The organism is Roseateles chitinivorans, from assembly GCF_050632145.1.
Classification (GTDB): domain Bacteria; phylum Pseudomonadota; class Gammaproteobacteria; order Burkholderiales; family Burkholderiaceae_C; genus Roseateles; species Roseateles chitinivorans_B.
Window position 1 is genome coordinate 6,134,350 of record NZ_CP192577.1, and the last position, 14,209, is coordinate 6,148,558.

The 14,209-nt window shown below is 69.7% G+C and carries 14 protein-coding genes; 1 reads left to right on the forward strand and 13 read right to left on the reverse strand.

Annotated elements, in window-relative coordinates:
• Positions 1–4: 4 nt before the first annotated feature.
• From ACQ86G_RS28140 to ACQ86G_RS28200, 13 genes are all read right to left on the reverse strand, one after another.
• Entirely contained in the window at positions 5–457 is a 453-nt protein-coding gene (locus ACQ86G_RS28140) for a RidA family protein (protein ID WP_431258345.1), read from the reverse strand.
• A 13-nt stretch (positions 458–470) separates the two neighbouring features.
• Positions 471–914 (reverse strand): acyl-CoA thioesterase, encoded by a 444-nt coding sequence (locus tag ACQ86G_RS28145; RefSeq protein ID WP_431258346.1) that lies wholly within the window; start codon positions 912–914, stop codon positions 471–473.
• Between the two features lie 73 nt (positions 915–987).
• Positions 988–1,701: an ABC transporter ATP-binding protein gene (locus ACQ86G_RS28150; RefSeq protein WP_431258347.1), complete on the reverse strand. Its 714-nt coding sequence runs from the start codon at positions 1,699–1,701 to the stop codon at positions 988–990.
• The gene (locus tag ACQ86G_RS28155) at positions 1,698–2,507 is read right to left on the reverse strand and encodes an ABC transporter ATP-binding protein (protein WP_431258348.1); all 810 of its coding nucleotides are present in this window, start codon (positions 2,505–2,507) and stop codon (positions 1,698–1,700) included. The genes ACQ86G_RS28150 and ACQ86G_RS28155 overlap by 4 nt, the downstream gene beginning before the upstream one ends.
• The gene (locus ACQ86G_RS28160; protein WP_431258349.1) at positions 2,500–3,522 is read right to left on the reverse strand and encodes a branched-chain amino acid ABC transporter permease; all 1,023 of its coding nucleotides are present in this window, start codon (positions 3,520–3,522) and stop codon (positions 2,500–2,502) included. The genes ACQ86G_RS28155 and ACQ86G_RS28160 overlap by 8 nt, the downstream gene beginning before the upstream one ends.
• Positions 3,523–3,526: 4 nt before the next feature.
• Entirely contained in the window at positions 3,527–4,447 is a 921-nt protein-coding gene (locus ACQ86G_RS28165; RefSeq protein ID WP_431258350.1) for a branched-chain amino acid ABC transporter permease, read from the reverse strand.
• Between the two features lie 16 nt (positions 4,448–4,463).
• Positions 4,464–5,624, reverse strand: a complete 1,161-nt coding sequence (locus ACQ86G_RS28170; RefSeq protein ID WP_431261518.1) for an ABC transporter substrate-binding protein — start codon at positions 5,622–5,624, stop codon at positions 4,464–4,466.
• Between the two features lie 153 nt (positions 5,625–5,777).
• Positions 5,778–7,421, reverse strand: a complete 1,644-nt coding sequence (locus ACQ86G_RS28175; RefSeq protein WP_431258351.1) for a benzoate-CoA ligase family protein — start codon at positions 7,419–7,421, stop codon at positions 5,778–5,780.
• A gap of 10 nt (positions 7,422–7,431) precedes the next feature.
• On the reverse strand, positions 7,432–8,589 hold the full coding sequence (locus tag ACQ86G_RS28180; RefSeq protein WP_431258352.1) for an acyl-CoA dehydrogenase family protein: 1,158 nt from the start codon (positions 8,587–8,589) through the stop codon (positions 7,432–7,434).
• Positions 8,590–8,597: 8 nt separating this feature from the next.
• Positions 8,598–9,437 (reverse strand): enoyl-CoA hydratase family protein, encoded by an 840-nt coding sequence (locus ACQ86G_RS28185; RefSeq protein WP_431258353.1) that lies wholly within the window; start codon positions 9,435–9,437, stop codon positions 8,598–8,600.
• Positions 9,438–9,494: 57 nt separating this feature from the next.
• Positions 9,495–10,070 (reverse strand): MarR family winged helix-turn-helix transcriptional regulator, encoded by a 576-nt coding sequence (locus tag ACQ86G_RS28190; protein WP_431258354.1) that lies wholly within the window; start codon positions 10,068–10,070, stop codon positions 9,495–9,497.
• Entirely contained in the window at positions 10,070–10,858 is a 789-nt protein-coding gene (locus ACQ86G_RS28195) for an SDR family NAD(P)-dependent oxidoreductase (protein ID WP_431258355.1), read from the reverse strand. The genes ACQ86G_RS28190 and ACQ86G_RS28195 overlap by 1 nt, the downstream gene beginning before the upstream one ends.
• 57 nt (positions 10,859–10,915) lie before the next feature.
• Positions 10,916–13,264 (reverse strand): bifunctional salicylyl-CoA 5-hydroxylase/oxidoreductase, encoded by a 2,349-nt coding sequence (locus ACQ86G_RS28200; RefSeq protein WP_431258356.1) that lies wholly within the window; start codon positions 13,262–13,264, stop codon positions 10,916–10,918.
• A 242-nt stretch (positions 13,265–13,506) separates the two neighbouring features.
• On the opposite strand from ACQ86G_RS28200, the gene kynB reads away from it, so the two are divergent.
• Positions 13,507–14,178: an arylformamidase gene (kynB, locus tag ACQ86G_RS28205; RefSeq protein WP_431258357.1), complete on the forward strand. Its 672-nt coding sequence runs from the start codon at positions 13,507–13,509 to the stop codon at positions 14,176–14,178.
• The last annotated feature ends 31 nt before the right edge of the window (positions 14,179–14,209 follow it).

A 14,209-nucleotide genomic window follows, 5' to 3' on the forward strand; every position in this document is an offset into this window, starting at 1 on the left:
GATCCTAGTCCCGTGCCGGCACCACCGCTGTCACCTCGATTTCAAGCTTCGCACGGTCCTCGATCAGGCCCGCGACCTGCACCGCGGTCATCGCGATGCCGTACTCGCTGCCCAGCACCTCGCGGTAGGCCTGCCCCACCTCGCGGCCACGCGCGACGTACTCGCGCTTGTCGAGCAGGTACCAGGTCATCCGCACGATGTGGCGCGGCTCGGCACCGGCTTCGGCCAGCACCGCCTTGACGTTGCGCAGCGCCTGCCGGCACTGGTCGATGAAGTCGTCGCTCTCGAACTGGCACTGCCCGTTCCAGCCGATCTGCCCGGCCACGCTGACCAGCGTGCCGGTCGCGGCCACGCCGTTCGCGTAGCCGCGCGGCGGCGCCCAGCCCGCGGGCTGCAGCACGCGTTTGCCGGTCGCCGTCTTCTCGTTCTCGTTGCCGTTCTTGTTGTCGTTGCTCATCGTCGTGACTCCTCTACTGCTCTGACGATTGATGGGATTGCTGCTGCTGGACCGCCCGCACCAGCGCGGCGCGGACGTCCTCGGGAAAGGGTTGTGACTGGTGCGTCTCCAGCGAGGTGCACACCAGCACCTGGCCGAAGCTCACGCGCGGGCCGTCGGCGCCGTCGAAACTCACGCGCAGCGACAGCGAGCTGCGCCCGACGCGCTCGATCCACAGGCGCTGCGCGAGCCGCTCGCCATGGCGGCTGATGCGCTCGAAGTTGGTCTGCAGCTGCACCGTCGGCAGGCCGACGCGGCGCGGGCCGAGCAATTCCGCGTAGGGGACGCCGAGCCCCTCGTTGAACCAGTCCTCGACGAAGGCGTTCAGCATCTCGAAGTAGCGCGGGAAGAACACGATGCCCGCCGGGTCGCAATGCCCGAAGCGGATCAGCACCTCGCGCTCGAAAGCAGCCGTCATGTCGTCCTCCTGGTCATGTCGTCTCGTGTCCTGTCGTGTCGTGTGCCGTGGCGTCGCTGCGCATCGCCTGCCATCAAACGCCGAGGTGCCGGTGCCACAGCCCTTGGTCGGCCGCCAGCGCCGCCGAGTCGCCGCGCCACACGACCTGCCCGCGCTCCAGGATGCTGTGCCGGTCCGCCAGCCTGATCAGGCGCTTCACGTACTTGTCGACGACCAGGATCGTCTGGCCCGCCTGCCGCAACGTGTCCAGGCAGCGCCAGATGTCCTCGCGGATCAGCGGGGCGAGGCCCTCGGTCGCTTCGTCCAGCACCAGCAGCCGGGGATTGGTCACCAGTGCGCGGCCGATGGCGAGCATCTGCTGCTCGCCGCCCGACAGCTGCTGACCCATATTGGACGCGCGTTCCTTGAGGCGCGGGAAGAGCGAGAAGACACGGTCGACGGTCCACGGTTCCGCGGCACGGCGGCGGTTGGCCTCGAAGGCCTTCAGGTGTTCCAGCACGCTGAGATTGGGGAAGATCTGCCGCCCCTCTGGCACGATCGCCAGTCCCAGCCGCGCGATGCGGTCGGCACGCCAGCCGGTGACGTCCTCGCCGGCGAAGCGGATGCGGCCGCCGCTGGGCGCCAGCCAACCGGTCAGGCAGCGCAGCGTCGTGCTCTTGCCCATGCCGTTGCGGCCCAGCAGCGTCGCGACCTCGCCGGGCGCGATGCGCAGGTCCAGGCCGAACAGCACCTGGCTGTCGCCGTAGCCGGCACGCAGACCATCGATCTCCAGCAGCGCCTCGCTCATGCGGCCTCCTCTGCCTCGTCGCCGAGGTAGGCCTGCTTGACCGCCGCATCGTTGCGGATCTCCTCCGGCGAGCCGGTCGCGATCACCCGCCCGCTCACCAGGACCGAGACGCGATCGGCGAGCCTGAACACCGCGTCCATGTCGTGCTCGACCAGCAGCAGGGTCAGGTGTTGCGCCTTCAGCGCCGCCAGCAGTTCGACCATCCGCGCGGATTCGTCCGGCCCCATGCCGGCCATCGGTTCGTCGAGCAACAGCAGTCGGGGTCGGGCAGCGAGTGCCAGCGCGACTTCCAGCTGACGTTGCTCGCCATGGGCCAGGCTGCCCGCGACGCGGTCAGCCATTGCCGCGAGCCCGACGAGCGTCAGCATCGCCTCGGCGTCGGCGTAGGCCGCCTCATCGGCTCGCGCCACGCGCCACCACGGCGGCGGCTTCGGTCGCCGCGCGAGCACCGCCAGCATGACGTTGTCCAGCACCGTGAAGCGCTTGTAGATGCTCGTGATCTGGAACGAGCGCACCAGGCCCTCCTGCACGCGGCGCGGCATCGACAGTGCGGTCACGTCCTCGCCGTCGAAGAAGATCCCGCCGCTGTCGGGCGCCAGCGCGCCGGAAATCTGGTGGATCAGCGTCGTCTTGCCGGCGCCGTTCGGACCGATCAGCGCGTGGGTCTCGCCGGCACGGACGTCGAAGCTGGCCTCGTCAGTCGCCGTCAGCGCGCCGAAACGCTTCACCAGACGATGGATCTGGAGCAGCGAGAGCGCGGGCAGCGCGGAGGGCACACCCATCGAGGCGGTCGCACCATCACGCATGCGCGGCTCCCTTCGACTTCGCCGGCGACGGCGCGGTCTTCCTCGCGCCGAAGCGATGGAAGAGGCCCGTCAATCCGCGCGGCGCGAAGAGCACCACGACAAGCAGGATCGCGCCGAGCGCGAACTGCCAGTGGATGGTCACGCCGGACAGCAGTTCCTCGAGCAGCAGGAACACCGCCGCGCCGAGCGGCCCGCCCCACAGCGCGCCGGCGCCGCCCAGGATCACCATCACCATCAGCTGTCCCGACTGCGACCAGTGCATCAGGTGCGGCGATACCAGTCCGTTGAGATTCGCCAGCAGCGCGCCGGCCAGTCCCGCGATCGCGCCCGCGACGACGAAGGTCGTCCACTGCACGGCGAACACACGGCCGCCGGTCGCTGCGACTCGCGTCTCGTTCTCGCGCGCGCCCTGCAGCAGCCAGCCCAGCGGCGAGTTGACCAGTCGCCGCAGCCCCGCGAAGACCAGCGCGGACAGCGCCAGCGCGACCCAATAGAAGGACGCGTCGTCGGCGAGGTTCACCGGCAGGCCGTTCAACACGGACCGCGCCGCCACCGGCAGGCCGTCGTCGCCGCCGTAGGCCTTCAGCGAGACAGCCAGGTAATGGAACATCTGCGCGAAGGCCAGCGTGATCATGATGAAGTAGACGCCGCGGGTGCGCAGACTGATCGCGCCGATGACCGCCGCGGCGATGCCGGACAGGGCCATCGCCGCCGGCCAGGCGATCCACGCCGACGTCACGCCCGCGTCCGCCAGCACGCCCACCGTGTACGCGCCGATCCCGAGGAAGGCCGCGTGCCCGAAGCTCACCAGCCCGCCGAAGCCGAGGATCAGGTTCAGGCTCGCCGCGGCGATCGCGAAGATCAGCACCCGCGTCGCGACCACCGTGTAGAACTCCAGGCCCAGCATCTGCAGCAGCGGCGGCAGGGCCGCCAGCGCGACGAACAGCGCCCAGGTCCAGGCACCGCCGGCGCGGTGATGCAGAAGGGTGCGACGGGGACGCAGCGGCTCGGTCATCGGATCAGCCTCTCGCGGGGAACAGGCCGCGCGGTTTCCAGAACAGCACCGCCGCCATCAGCACGTAGATCAGGATGGCCGCGAGCGACGGGCCCAGCGTGGACGCCACCTCCGGCGAGGCGACCTGCCGCAGCACCGCCGGCAGCAGCGTGCGCGAGCCGGTGTCCACCAGCCCCACCAGCAGCGCGCCGACCAGCGCGCCTCGGATCGAGCCGATGCCACCGATGACGATCACGACGAAGGCCAGGATCAGGATGCTCTCGCCCATGCCGACCTGCACCGCCAGCAGCGGCCCCAGCAGCGAGCCCGCCAGCGCGCACAGCGCCGCGCCGATGCCGAAGACCGCGGTGAACAGCCGGTCCGCGGGCACGCCCATCGCCGTGGTCATCGCGCGGTTGGACGCGCCGGCGCGCACCCACATGCCCCAGCGCGTGCGCGTCACCAGCAGGTAGAGCCCGACGGCCACCGCCAGCCCCACGCCGATGATCAGCAGCCGGTAGGCCGGGTACATCAGGCCGGGCAGCAGCTCGACTGGTCCGGACAGCGCGGCCGGCGTGTTGAGCATCAGCGGCTGCTCGCCCCAGACCATGCGCACGCCCTCGTTGAGCATCAGGATCAGCGCGAAGGTCGCCAGCACCTGGCTCAGGTGGTCGCGCTGGTAGAGCCGGCGCAGCAGCGTCACCTCCAGCAGCATGCCGAGCAGCGCCGTGCCCGCGACCGACGCGAGCACCGCTACCAGGAAGGAAGCGCCTGCCGCCATCGCCGCCGCGGCGAGGTAGGCGCCCACCATGTACAGCGAGCCATGGGCGAGGTTGATCAGGTCCATGATGCCGAAGACCAGCGTCAGACCTGCGGCGAGCAGGAACAGCATCAGCCCGAACTGCAGGCCGTTGAGCGCCTGCTCGGCGATCAGGATCACGTCCATTGCGAGGTGCCCGCCGTCACTTCATCTTGCACTGCGGCGCGTAGGCGTCCGCGTGCTGTTCGAAGATCTTGCCCAGCGTCCGGTTGGTCACGCGGCCTTGCGGATCCTTGGTGATCACGCGCAGGTAGTAGTCCTGCACCGGGTACTGGTTGTGGTTGAAGCGGAAGGCCCCGCGCACCGACTCGAACTTCGCCGCCTTCAACGCCTTCAGCAGCGCGGGCTTGTCCTCGATCTTCCCCTTCACGTCGCGCACCGCCGCGCCGATCAGCAGCGCCGCGTCGTAGCCCTGGCTCGCATACAGCGACGGCAGGCGGCCGTAGGCCTTGACGAAGTCCGCGACGAAGCGCTTGTTGGCCGGGTTGTCCAGGTCATGCGCCCAGTGCGAACTGTTGAACATGCCCAGCATCGGCTCGCCGACGGCCTTGATCACGTCCTCGTCCGCCGAGAAGCCCGGGCCGAACAGCGTGACGTCCTTGGACAGCCCTGCGCCGACGAACTGCTTGATGAAGTTGATGCCCATGCCGCCGGGCAGGAAGATGTACATCGCGTCGGGCTTGGCCGCGCGCGCCTGCGCCAGCTCCGCCGAGTAGTCCAGCTGGCCGAGCTTGGTGTAGATCTCGTCGGCGACGACGCCCTTGTAGTAGCGTTTGAAGCCCGCGACCGCGTCCTTGCCCGCCGGGTAGTTGGGCGCGAGCACCACGACCTTCTTGAAGCCCTTGTCCATCACCGTCTTGCCGATGGCCTCGTGCAGGTTGTCGTTCTGCCAGGCGACGTTGAAGAAGTAGGGGTTGCACTGCTCGCCCGCGTACTGCGACGGGCCGGCGTTGGCGCTGATGTAGGGCACCTGCGCGGCGAAGACGCCGGGGCCGACCGCCAGCATCACGTTGGAGAACACGATGCCGGTCATCACGTCGACCTTGTCGCGCTTGAGCAGCCGCTCGGCGGACTGCTTGGCGACCTCGGGGTTCTGCTGGTCGTCGGCGATGACGGTTTCCACCGGCAGGCCGCCGAGCTTGCCGCCGTTCTGCTGCACCGCGAGCGCGAAGCCGTCGCGGATGTCGACGCCCAGGCCGGCGCCCGCGCCGGACAAGGTGCTCAGCATGCCGACCTTGAGCTTGTCGGCCGCCTGCGCGGCGGGGGCGAACGCAGTCAGCGCCGTGAGCGCCGTGAGCGCCATGAGCGCGGTGACCGTCGCCCGCGTGGTGAGCGCCGTGAGTGCCGTGAGTGCGGCAGGGACGACGGTCCGGACGGGCAGGAACGCGAGGGACTTCGACGGCATCTTCATCGGCTTCTCCGGGGAGGAAAGGGACGGTCGGTCGGAAGACTGCGGTTACTGCTCACGCAGGCGGAAGCGCTGCAGCTTGCCCGTTTCGGTGCGGGGCAGGCTGGCGCGGAACTCTATCGCACGGGGGTACTTGTACGGGGCGATCGTGGCCTTGACGAAGTCCTGGATCGCCTTGATCAGCGCCGCTTCGTCGTCCGCCCCCGCTGCCGCGGTCGGCCCCGGCTTGAGGACCACGAAGGCCTTCACCACCTGGCCGCGCTCCTCGTCAGGCACGCCGACCACGGCGCATTCGGCGACCGCCGGATGCGCCAGCAGCGCGGACTCGACCTCCGGGCCGGCGATGTTGTAGCCCCCGGAGATGATCATGTCGTCGGTGCGCGCCTGGTAGACGAAGTAGCCGTCGGCATCGATGAGGTAGGCATCGCCGGTCAGGTTCCAGCCGTGCTGCACGTACTTGAGCTGGCGATCGTCCGCGAGGTAGCGGCAGCCTGTCGGTCCCAGCACCGCAAGCTTGCCGACGCTGCCCTGAGGCACGTCATTGCCCTCGTCGTCGACGACGCGGGCGCGGTAGCCCGGCACCGGCTTGCCGGTCGCGCCGGGACGCGCCGTCTCCTCGGTGTGCGAGACGAAGATGTGCAGCATCTCGGTCGCGCCGATGCCGTCGATCATCTCCAGGCCGGTCGTGTCCTTCCACAGCTGGCGCGTCGCGGCGGGCAGCGCCTCGCCGGCGCTGACGCACTTGCGCAGCGAGGACAGGTCGTGCGACCCGGCCTGGCCCGCCATGGCGCGGTACGACGTCGGCGCGGTGAAGCACACCGTCGCGCGATGCTTCGCGATCGCCGGCAGCAGCGCGTCGGGCGAGGCTTTCTCCAGCAGCACCGCCGCCGCGCCCACGCTCAGCGGGAAGAGCAGCAGGCCACCCAACCCGAAGGTGAAGGCCAGCGGCGGGCTGCCGATGAACACGTCATCGGCGCGAGCGCGCAGGCAGTGCACCGGCCAGCAGCGGCAGATCGCGATGACATCCCGATGGAAATGCATCGTGCCCTTGGGCTGCCCCGTCGTGCCGGACGTGAAAGCGATCAGCGCGCAGTCGTCGGACGCGGTATCGATGTTGTCGAAGTCCGCTGACTGGCGCTCCGCCAGCGCTTCCAATCCATCGGGCGCTTCGCTGCGGAACAGGCACACCTGCTCCAACACGGGGAACTGCGATCGTGCGGCCTCCAGTTCCTCGGCCAACGCGGCGTCGCACAGCGCGTGCGAGACACGCGCCTTCTCGATGACCTGGCCCAGTTCCTTGGCGCGCAACAACGGCATCGTCGCGACAGCGATCGCGCCGGCCTTCATGACCGCGAACCAGCAGGCCGCCATCTGCGGCGTGTTGGCGCCACGCAGCAGAACGCGGTTGCCCGGCACCACGCCGAGTTCGTTCACCAGCACGTTGGCGATGCGGTTCGCCTGCGCCTGCAGTTCCGCGTAGGTCCAGCGGATCTCGCCGCAACGGCCGTCGCCGCCGATCACCGCCGTGCGACCGCCCTGCCCTTCGTCCACCCATCGATCCAGCAGATCCCACGAGCAGTTCATCCGCTCCGGGAACTGCAGCGCCGGCAGGTCGAAGACCAGATCCGGCCACTGGTCCTGCGGCGGCAGGTGGTCGCGGGCAAAGGTGTCCTGGTGGGCGGTGCGGTGCATGAGCGCGTCCTTATCCGTTCTTCAACAGGTCTCGTCCGATGATCAGCTGCTGGACCTCGCTGGCGCCTTCGTAGATGCGCAGCGCGCGGATCTCGCGATAGAGGGACTCGACGATCTCGCCGCGCCGCACGCCGCGGCCGCCGTGCAACTGCACCGCGGCGTCGATGACGCGCTGCGCGCCCTCGGTGGCCATCAGCTTGGCCATCGCGGCTTCGCGGGTGATCGTGCGGCCCTGGTCGCGCTCCCACGCCGCGCGGTAGACCAGCAGCGCGCTGCTGTCGACGGTGCAGGCCATGTCGGCGAGCTTGGCCTGCGTCAGCGGCAGGTCGGCCAAGGTGGCGCCGAACATGGCCCGTTCCTTGGCCTGATTCAGCCCTTCTTCCAGCGCCCGCCGCGCGAAGCCCAGCGACGCCGCGGCGACCGACGTGCGGAACACGTCCAGCGTCCGCATCGCCACCTTGAAGCCCTCGCCCGGCGCGCCGACCATCGCGGTCTTCGGCACCCGGCAGCCGGTGAAACGCAGCCGCGCCAGCGGGTGCGGCGCGATCACGTCGATCCGTTCGGCGATCTCGAAGCCCGGCGTGCCGGCGTCGACGATGAACGCGCTGATGCCGCGCGACCCGGGGGCTTCGCCCGTGCGCGCGAACACGACATAGAAGTCCGCGATCCCGCCGTTGGAGATCCAGGTCTTCTCGCCGTCGAGCACGTAGTGGTCGCCGCCCTGATCCGGGCGTGCGGCGCATTGCATCGCCGCCACGTCCGAACCGGCCTCGGGCTCAGAGAGAGCGAAAGCCGCCAGCGCCTCGCCTCTAGAGACGCGCGGCAGATACGCCTCGCGCTGCGCCGGCGTGCCCATCAGCGAGATCGCGCCCGAGCCCAGCCCCTGCATCGCGAAGGCGAAGTCCGCGAGGCCGTCGTACCGCGCCAGCGTCTCGCGCAGCAGGCAGATCGCGCGCGTGTCGATGGCCTCGCCCTCGCCCGCCACCGCGTGCTTCAGCCAGCCGCCGGCGCCCAGCGCCTTCACCAGCGACTTGCAGGACGCATCGACGTCGTCGTGGTCGACCGCGCCGTGCGCCAGGTTCCGCCCGCACCAGCCGTCCAGCTCGCTGGCGAGCGTGCGATGCCGGTCCTCGAAGAACGGCCAGTCCAGATGCTTCAGGTGATTCATGGCCGTCCTCAATCGCCCTTGAACTCGGGGCGTTGCTTCGCGACGAACGCGTGGTACGCGCGGTGGAAATCCTGCGTCATCATGCAGATCGCCTGGGCCTGCGCTTCCGCCTCGATGGCCTCATCGACACCCATGGTCCATTCCTGGTGCAGCATCCGCTTGGTCATCGCATGCGCGAAATTCGGGCCGGCGGCGATCTCCGCGGCCCAGGCCACGGCCTGCCCCGCGAGCGCCTCCGGCTCGGCGAGGCGGTTGAAGAAGCCCCACTGGAGCGCCTCGTCGCCGCCCAGGCTGCGGCCCGTGTAGAGCAGGTCCGACGCGCGGCCCTGTCCGACGATGCGCGGCAGCAGCGCGCAGGCGCCCATGTCGCAGCCGGCCAGGCCGACGCGGGTGAACAGGAAGGCCGTCTTGCTGCGCGCCGTGCCGACGCGCAGGTCCGAGGCCATCGCCATGATCGCGCCGGCGCCGGCGCAGACGCCGTCGATCGCGGCGACCACCGGCTGCGGGCAGGCGCGCATCGCCTTGACCAGGTCGCCGGTCATGCGCGTGAACGCCAGCAGGTCCGGCATGGACATCTTCGTGAGCGGGCCGATGATCTCGTGCACGTCGCCGCCGGAGCAGAAGTTGCCGCCCGCGCCCTGCACGACGATCGCGTTCACCTCGTCCACGTAGGCCAGCGTACGGAACAGGTCGCGCAGTTCGGCGTAGGACTCGAAGGTCAGCGGGTTCTTGCGCTCGGGGCGGTTCAGCGTGATGACACCGACCGCGCCCTCCTGGCGCCAGGCGAAGTGCCGGGCCTCGAAGCCCTTCAGGCTGCGCGTGTTGCCGCTGATGAGATGGCTGTCCATCGATGGGTACTCCTGTTGTTCCTGGAATCTTCTGCGGCGGTCATTGGCCGGAGACGGTCATTTGCGGTTGGCGTCGAGCTGCGCGAGGTGGCCTTTCAGTCCCGCGAGCAGCTCGTACACCTGGGTCTTCTGTTCGGGCGGCCAGCCTGCCAGCAGCTCGACGATCCAGCCCTCGTGCGTCGCGGCCATGCGCTTGAACTGGCGCCGCCCGGCAGGCGTCAGCCGCACGGTGACGCTGCGCCGGTCCGACGGATGCGGCTCGCGCACGACGTGGCCCTCGGCTTCGAGCTGGTCGGTGATGCCGGTGACATTGCCGCCGGTGACCATCAACCGCTGCGACAGCTCGCGCATCGTCAGTCCGTCGGGGCTGCGCTCGAGTTGCGCGAGCAGATCGAAGCGCGGCAGCGTCGTGCCGAAGTCGTTGCGCAGGCGCTGGCGGATCTGGTCCTCGATGCGCGTGGTGCAGGCCAGCAGGCGCAGCCAGACCCGCAAGGCCTGGTGGTCGCCGTCGTGCATGCGGGACTCGAGGTCGGGGCCGAACTCCGCGCCCTGCTCGTCGTCGACCTCGGGCGCCGTGCCCTTGGCCGCGGTGCGCGCCGCCCCCGGGGTGGCATCTCGTGCAGCGTCGCGCATCACATCACCTCCCCGCCGGCGATGGCGATCGCCTGTCCCGTGATCGAGCCGCTGTCGCGACGCGCCAGCCAGGCCACCGAGGCCGCGACTTCCAACGGGTCGACCAGCCGTCCCTGCGGATTGACCGAAGCGAGTTCGGCACGCGCTTCGTCGGCCGTGCGGCCGGTCTTGGCGACGATGGTGTCGATCGCGCCGGCGACGATGTCGGTCTCGGTGTAACCCGGGCAGACGGCATTCACGGTGACGCCCTTGCGTGCCGTCTCCAGCGCCAGCGCGCGCGTGAGGCCGAGCACGCCGTGCTTGGCCGCGCAATAGGCGGCGACGTAGGCGTAGCCCTTCAGCGCGGCGGTGCTCGCCACGTTGACGATGCGGCCGAAGCGGCGCTCGGTCATCGACGGGAGCACCTCGCGGCTGCACAGGAAGCTGCCGGTCAGGTTGACGTTGAGCAGACGCTGCCAGGTGTCCAGCGAGGTCTTCGCGAGCGGCGCCGTCTCGACCTGCCCGGCGTTGTTGACCAGCAGGTCGACCGGCCCGGCCGCGGCCACCGCCGCAGCGAAGGCCTGGCGCACGCTGGCCTCGTCGCCGACGTCGCAGACCTGCAGCTCGACAGACGGACCGCCGTCGACGTTCAGCTTGTCGCGCTGTTCCTCCAGCTTCTCGATGCGCCGGCCCATCAGCGTGACGCGCGCACCGTCGGCGATCAGCGCCTGCGCGATCGCGGCGCCGATGCCGGAGCCGCCGCCGGTGACGACGGCGTGCAGTCCTTCGAGCGGGTACCTGTTGCTCATGGGGATCCCTTGGCGCGATTGCTTCTCGCGCTGTTGCTTGTCGTCATGACCGCCGCCTCAGACACCGAGCGCCTTGTTGGCCTGCTCCTGCGCAGCCGCCCCGCCGCCCGAGGCGCGCTGGCGTTCGAACTCGCGCTCCATCTGGCTCTTGCCGGACAGGTACTGGGCGGGCCAGTCCAGGCCGGGGCCCGACAGGTAACCGATCTTCGCGGCCTCGGTCAGCGTCCACGCCGGATTGGCCAGGTGCGGGCGCGCGATCGCGCACAGGTCTGCGCGGCCGGCCGCGATGATGCTGTTGACGTGGTCCGCTTCGGAGATCGCGCCCACCGCGATCGTCGCGATGCCGGCGCGGTTGCGCACGCTCTCGCTGAACGGTGTCTGCCACATGCGGCCATAGGTGGGCTTCTCCCGCTTGCTGACCTGGCCGGAGGAGACGTCGATCAGGTCGGCGCCCGCGGCCTTGAAGGCCTCGGCCATCGCGACGGCGTCGTCGGTCGTCGTGCCGCCGGGTACCCAGTCGTTCGCGGAGATCCGGACCGACATCGGCCGGTCCTGCGGCCACACCGCGCGCATCGCGGCGAAGACCTCGAGCGGATAACGCAGGCGGCTCTGCAGCGATCCGCCGAAGTCATCGACACGTTGGTTCGTCAGCGGCGACAGGAAGCTCGACAGCAGATAACCGTGCGCGCAGTGCAGCTCCAGCCAGTCGAACCCGGCCTCGGCCGCGCGGCGCGTGGCGGCGACGAAGTCCGCCTTGACGCGGTCCATGTCCGCGCGCGTCATCTCGCGCGACCACTGGCTGACGCCGTCCAGGTACTGCTGCGGAGAGGCCGAGATCAACGGCCAGTTGCCCTCGTCCAGCGGCTGGTCGATGCCGTCCCAGGCCACGCGCGTCGAGCCCTTCGCGCCGGCGTGGCCAAGCTGCATCGCGATCTTCGCGGTCGAACTGCGGTGCACGTGGTCGACGATGCGCTTCCAGCCATCGCGTTGCGCGTCGTTCCACAAACCCGGGCATCCCGGCGTGATGCGCGCGTCGGGCGACACGCAGGTCATCTCGACGAACACCAATCCCGCGCCGCCCATCGCGCGGGCGCCGAGGTGGGCCAGGTGATAGTCGGCGGGTAAACCGTCCTCGCAGGAGTACTGCGCCATCGGCGAGACGACGACGCGGTTCTTCAGCCTCACGCCGCGCAGCGTGAACGGCGTGAACATCGGCGGCGCGGCACGGTCCAGGCCCGCGCGGTGCGAGAGCCACGATTCGTACTCACCGACGTAGCGCGCGTCTCGCAGCCGCAGGTTCTCATGCGAGATGCGCTGCGAGCGCGTCAGCAGCGAATACGCGAACTGCTCCGGCGCCAGGCGCGCGTGGCGCTCGACGTTCTCGAACCACTCGGTCGAGTTGCGCGCGGCGTTCTGGATGCGCAGCACGTCGATGGCGCGCGTGGCTTCGTATTCCTCCAGCGCGGCGGACAGGCTGTCGACGCCGCCGCCGTGGCGCTCGATGTCGCGCGCCAGCGCGATGGCGTCCTCCAGCGCGAGCTTGGTGCCCGAACCGATCGAGAAATGCGCCGTGTGCGCCGCATCGCCCATCAGCACGACGGGTGCGCGGCCGTTGTGATGCACCCAGCGCTTGCAGACCACGCGCGGGAAGCGGATCCACTGCGCCGAACCGCGCAGGTGCGACGCGTTCGAGATCAGCGGATGCCCGTCGAGCACCTTGGCGAACAGCTGCTCGCAGAAGGCGATGCCCTCCTCCTTGCTCATGTCCTCGAGGCCGGCGGCCTTCCAGACGTGTTCCGGCGTCTCGACGATGAAGGTCGAATGCGTGTCGTCGTAGCGGTAGGCGTGCGCCTGGAACCATCCCCACTCGGTCTTCTGGAAATCGAAGGTGAAGGCGTCGAAGAGCCTGGTCGTGCCCAGCCAGACGAAACGGCAGCTCCGCAGATCGACGTCGGGCTGGTAGGTCGCGGCGTACTTCTGGCGCAGACGGCTGTTGAGGCCGTCGGCGGCAATGATCAGGTCGGCTTCGATGTCGGCATCGTCGGCCACATCGGTCTCGTAGCGCAGCACGACGCCCAGTTCCTCGCAGCGCTCGCGCAGGATGTCCAGCAGCTTGCGCCGGCCGATGCCGCAGAAGCCATGCCCGCCGGACACCATCGTGCGGCCGTCGATGTGGACGGCGATGTCGTCCCAGTGGTTGAAGGACTGCAGGATCTGCTCGGCCGTCTTCGGATCGGCCTCGCGCAGCGCGGCCAGCGTCTGGTCCGAGAACACCACGCCCCAGCCGAAGGTGTCGCCGGCGCGGTTGCGCTCCAGCACCGTGACCTCGTGCGCCGGGTCCTGCAGCTTCATCAGCAGCGCGAAGTACAGGCCGGCGGGACCGCCGCCGATGCAGGTGATACGCATGGTGGGAAGCCCGGCGAGCGTCGGGCGAGGACTGCTTGACGGGATCACTTTAGGCCTGGATAGTTGAGGTGTCAACGATATGGGCGACCGGCCTTTCCCGAGATAACCCTGAGCCCGTCGACGTCGCCGCCCCGGGCGGCTTGCGCAAAGCACCCGGCCTTGTTGGAATTAACCGACACCACGGTCCAGGACCGCGCGCTAAGGTGCGCGCCGTCGTGCCGAAGGCCCGGCAGGAGCAGCAGATGAAGTCAACCAGCCCATCCTCCCCAGGATCGCCCCCACGATCCTCCCAACGTTCGCTGTGGGACATCTCGCCGGTGGTGGCGCCCGACGCGCCGATCTTTCCCGGCGACGAGCCCTACGCGTTGACGTGGACCGCACGCCTGTCGCCGGAGTGCCCGGTGAACCTGAGCGCGATCACGATGTCGCCGCACGTGGGCGCGCATGCCGACGCCCCGCTGCACTACGCCGACGGCGTGGCGAGCGCGGCGGAAGTGGCGCTCGATCCCTACCTCGGCCCCTGTCGCGTGATCCATGCGATCGGCTGCGGACCGCTGATCCGCGTCGAGCATCTGGAACACGCCGCGCAGGACCTGCCGGCGCGCGTGCTGGTGCGCTGCAACGAGCGCGCCGATACCGTCTGGAATCCCGAGTTCAGTGCCTACGCGCCGGAGACCGTCGAGTGGCTGGCCGCGCGCGGCGTGAAGCTGATCGGCCTGGACACGCCGAGCGTCGATCCCGCGACCAGCAAGACGCTGGACAGCCACCAGCGGTTGCTGCGCCTGGATCTGCGCGTGCTGGAGAACCTCGTGCTTGACGATGTGCCCGAAGGCGACTACGAACTGATCGCGCTGCCGCTCAAGCTGGCCGGCGCCTGCGCGTCGCCGGTGCGCGCGGTGCTGCGCTCGCTGTGACCTGGCTCGCTGTGACCCCTTCTCCGAATTC

Coding starts and splice junctions, on each gene's coding strand:
- ACQ86G_RS28195 (WP_431258355.1), bottom strand. CDS start 10,858: ATGAGCAACAGGTACCCGCTCGAAGGACTGCACGCCGTCGTCACCGGC.
- ACQ86G_RS28165 (WP_431258350.1), bottom strand. CDS start 4,447: ATGGACGTGATCCTGATCGCCGAGCAGGCGCTCAACGGCCTGCAGTTC.
- ACQ86G_RS28150 (WP_431258347.1), bottom strand. CDS start 1,701: ATGAGCGAGGCGCTGCTGGAGATCGATGGTCTGCGTGCCGGCTACGGC.
- ACQ86G_RS28180 (WP_431258352.1), bottom strand. CDS start 8,589: ATGAATCACCTGAAGCATCTGGACTGGCCGTTCTTCGAGGACCGGCAT.
- ACQ86G_RS28170 (WP_431261518.1), bottom strand. CDS start 5,624: ATGGCGCTCACGGCGCTCACGGCGCTGACTGCGTTCGCCCCCGCCGCG.
- ACQ86G_RS28155 (WP_431258348.1), bottom strand. CDS start 2,507: ATGCGTGATGGTGCGACCGCCTCGATGGGTGTGCCCTCCGCGCTGCCC.
- ACQ86G_RS28175 (WP_431258351.1), bottom strand. CDS start 7,421: ATGCACCGCACCGCCCACCAGGACACCTTTGCCCGCGACCACCTGCCG.
- ACQ86G_RS28145 (WP_431258346.1), bottom strand. CDS start 914: ATGACGGCTGCTTTCGAGCGCGAGGTGCTGATCCGCTTCGGGCATTGC.
- ACQ86G_RS28185 (WP_431258353.1), bottom strand. CDS start 9,437: ATGGACAGCCATCTCATCAGCGGCAACACGCGCAGCCTGAAGGGCTTC.
- kynB (WP_431258357.1), top strand. CDS start 13,507: ATGAAGTCAACCAGCCCATCCTCCCCAGGATCGCCCCCACGATCCTCC.
- ACQ86G_RS28200 (WP_431258356.1), bottom strand. CDS start 13,264: ATGCGTATCACCTGCATCGGCGGCGGTCCCGCCGGCCTGTACTTCGCG.
- ACQ86G_RS28160 (WP_431258349.1), bottom strand. CDS start 3,522: ATGACCGAGCCGCTGCGTCCCCGTCGCACCCTTCTGCATCACCGCGCC.
- ACQ86G_RS28190 (WP_431258354.1), bottom strand. CDS start 10,070: ATGCGCGACGCTGCACGAGATGCCACCCCGGGGGCGGCGCGCACCGCG.
- ACQ86G_RS28140 (WP_431258345.1), bottom strand. CDS start 457: ATGAGCAACGACAACAAGAACGGCAACGAGAACGAGAAGACGGCGACC.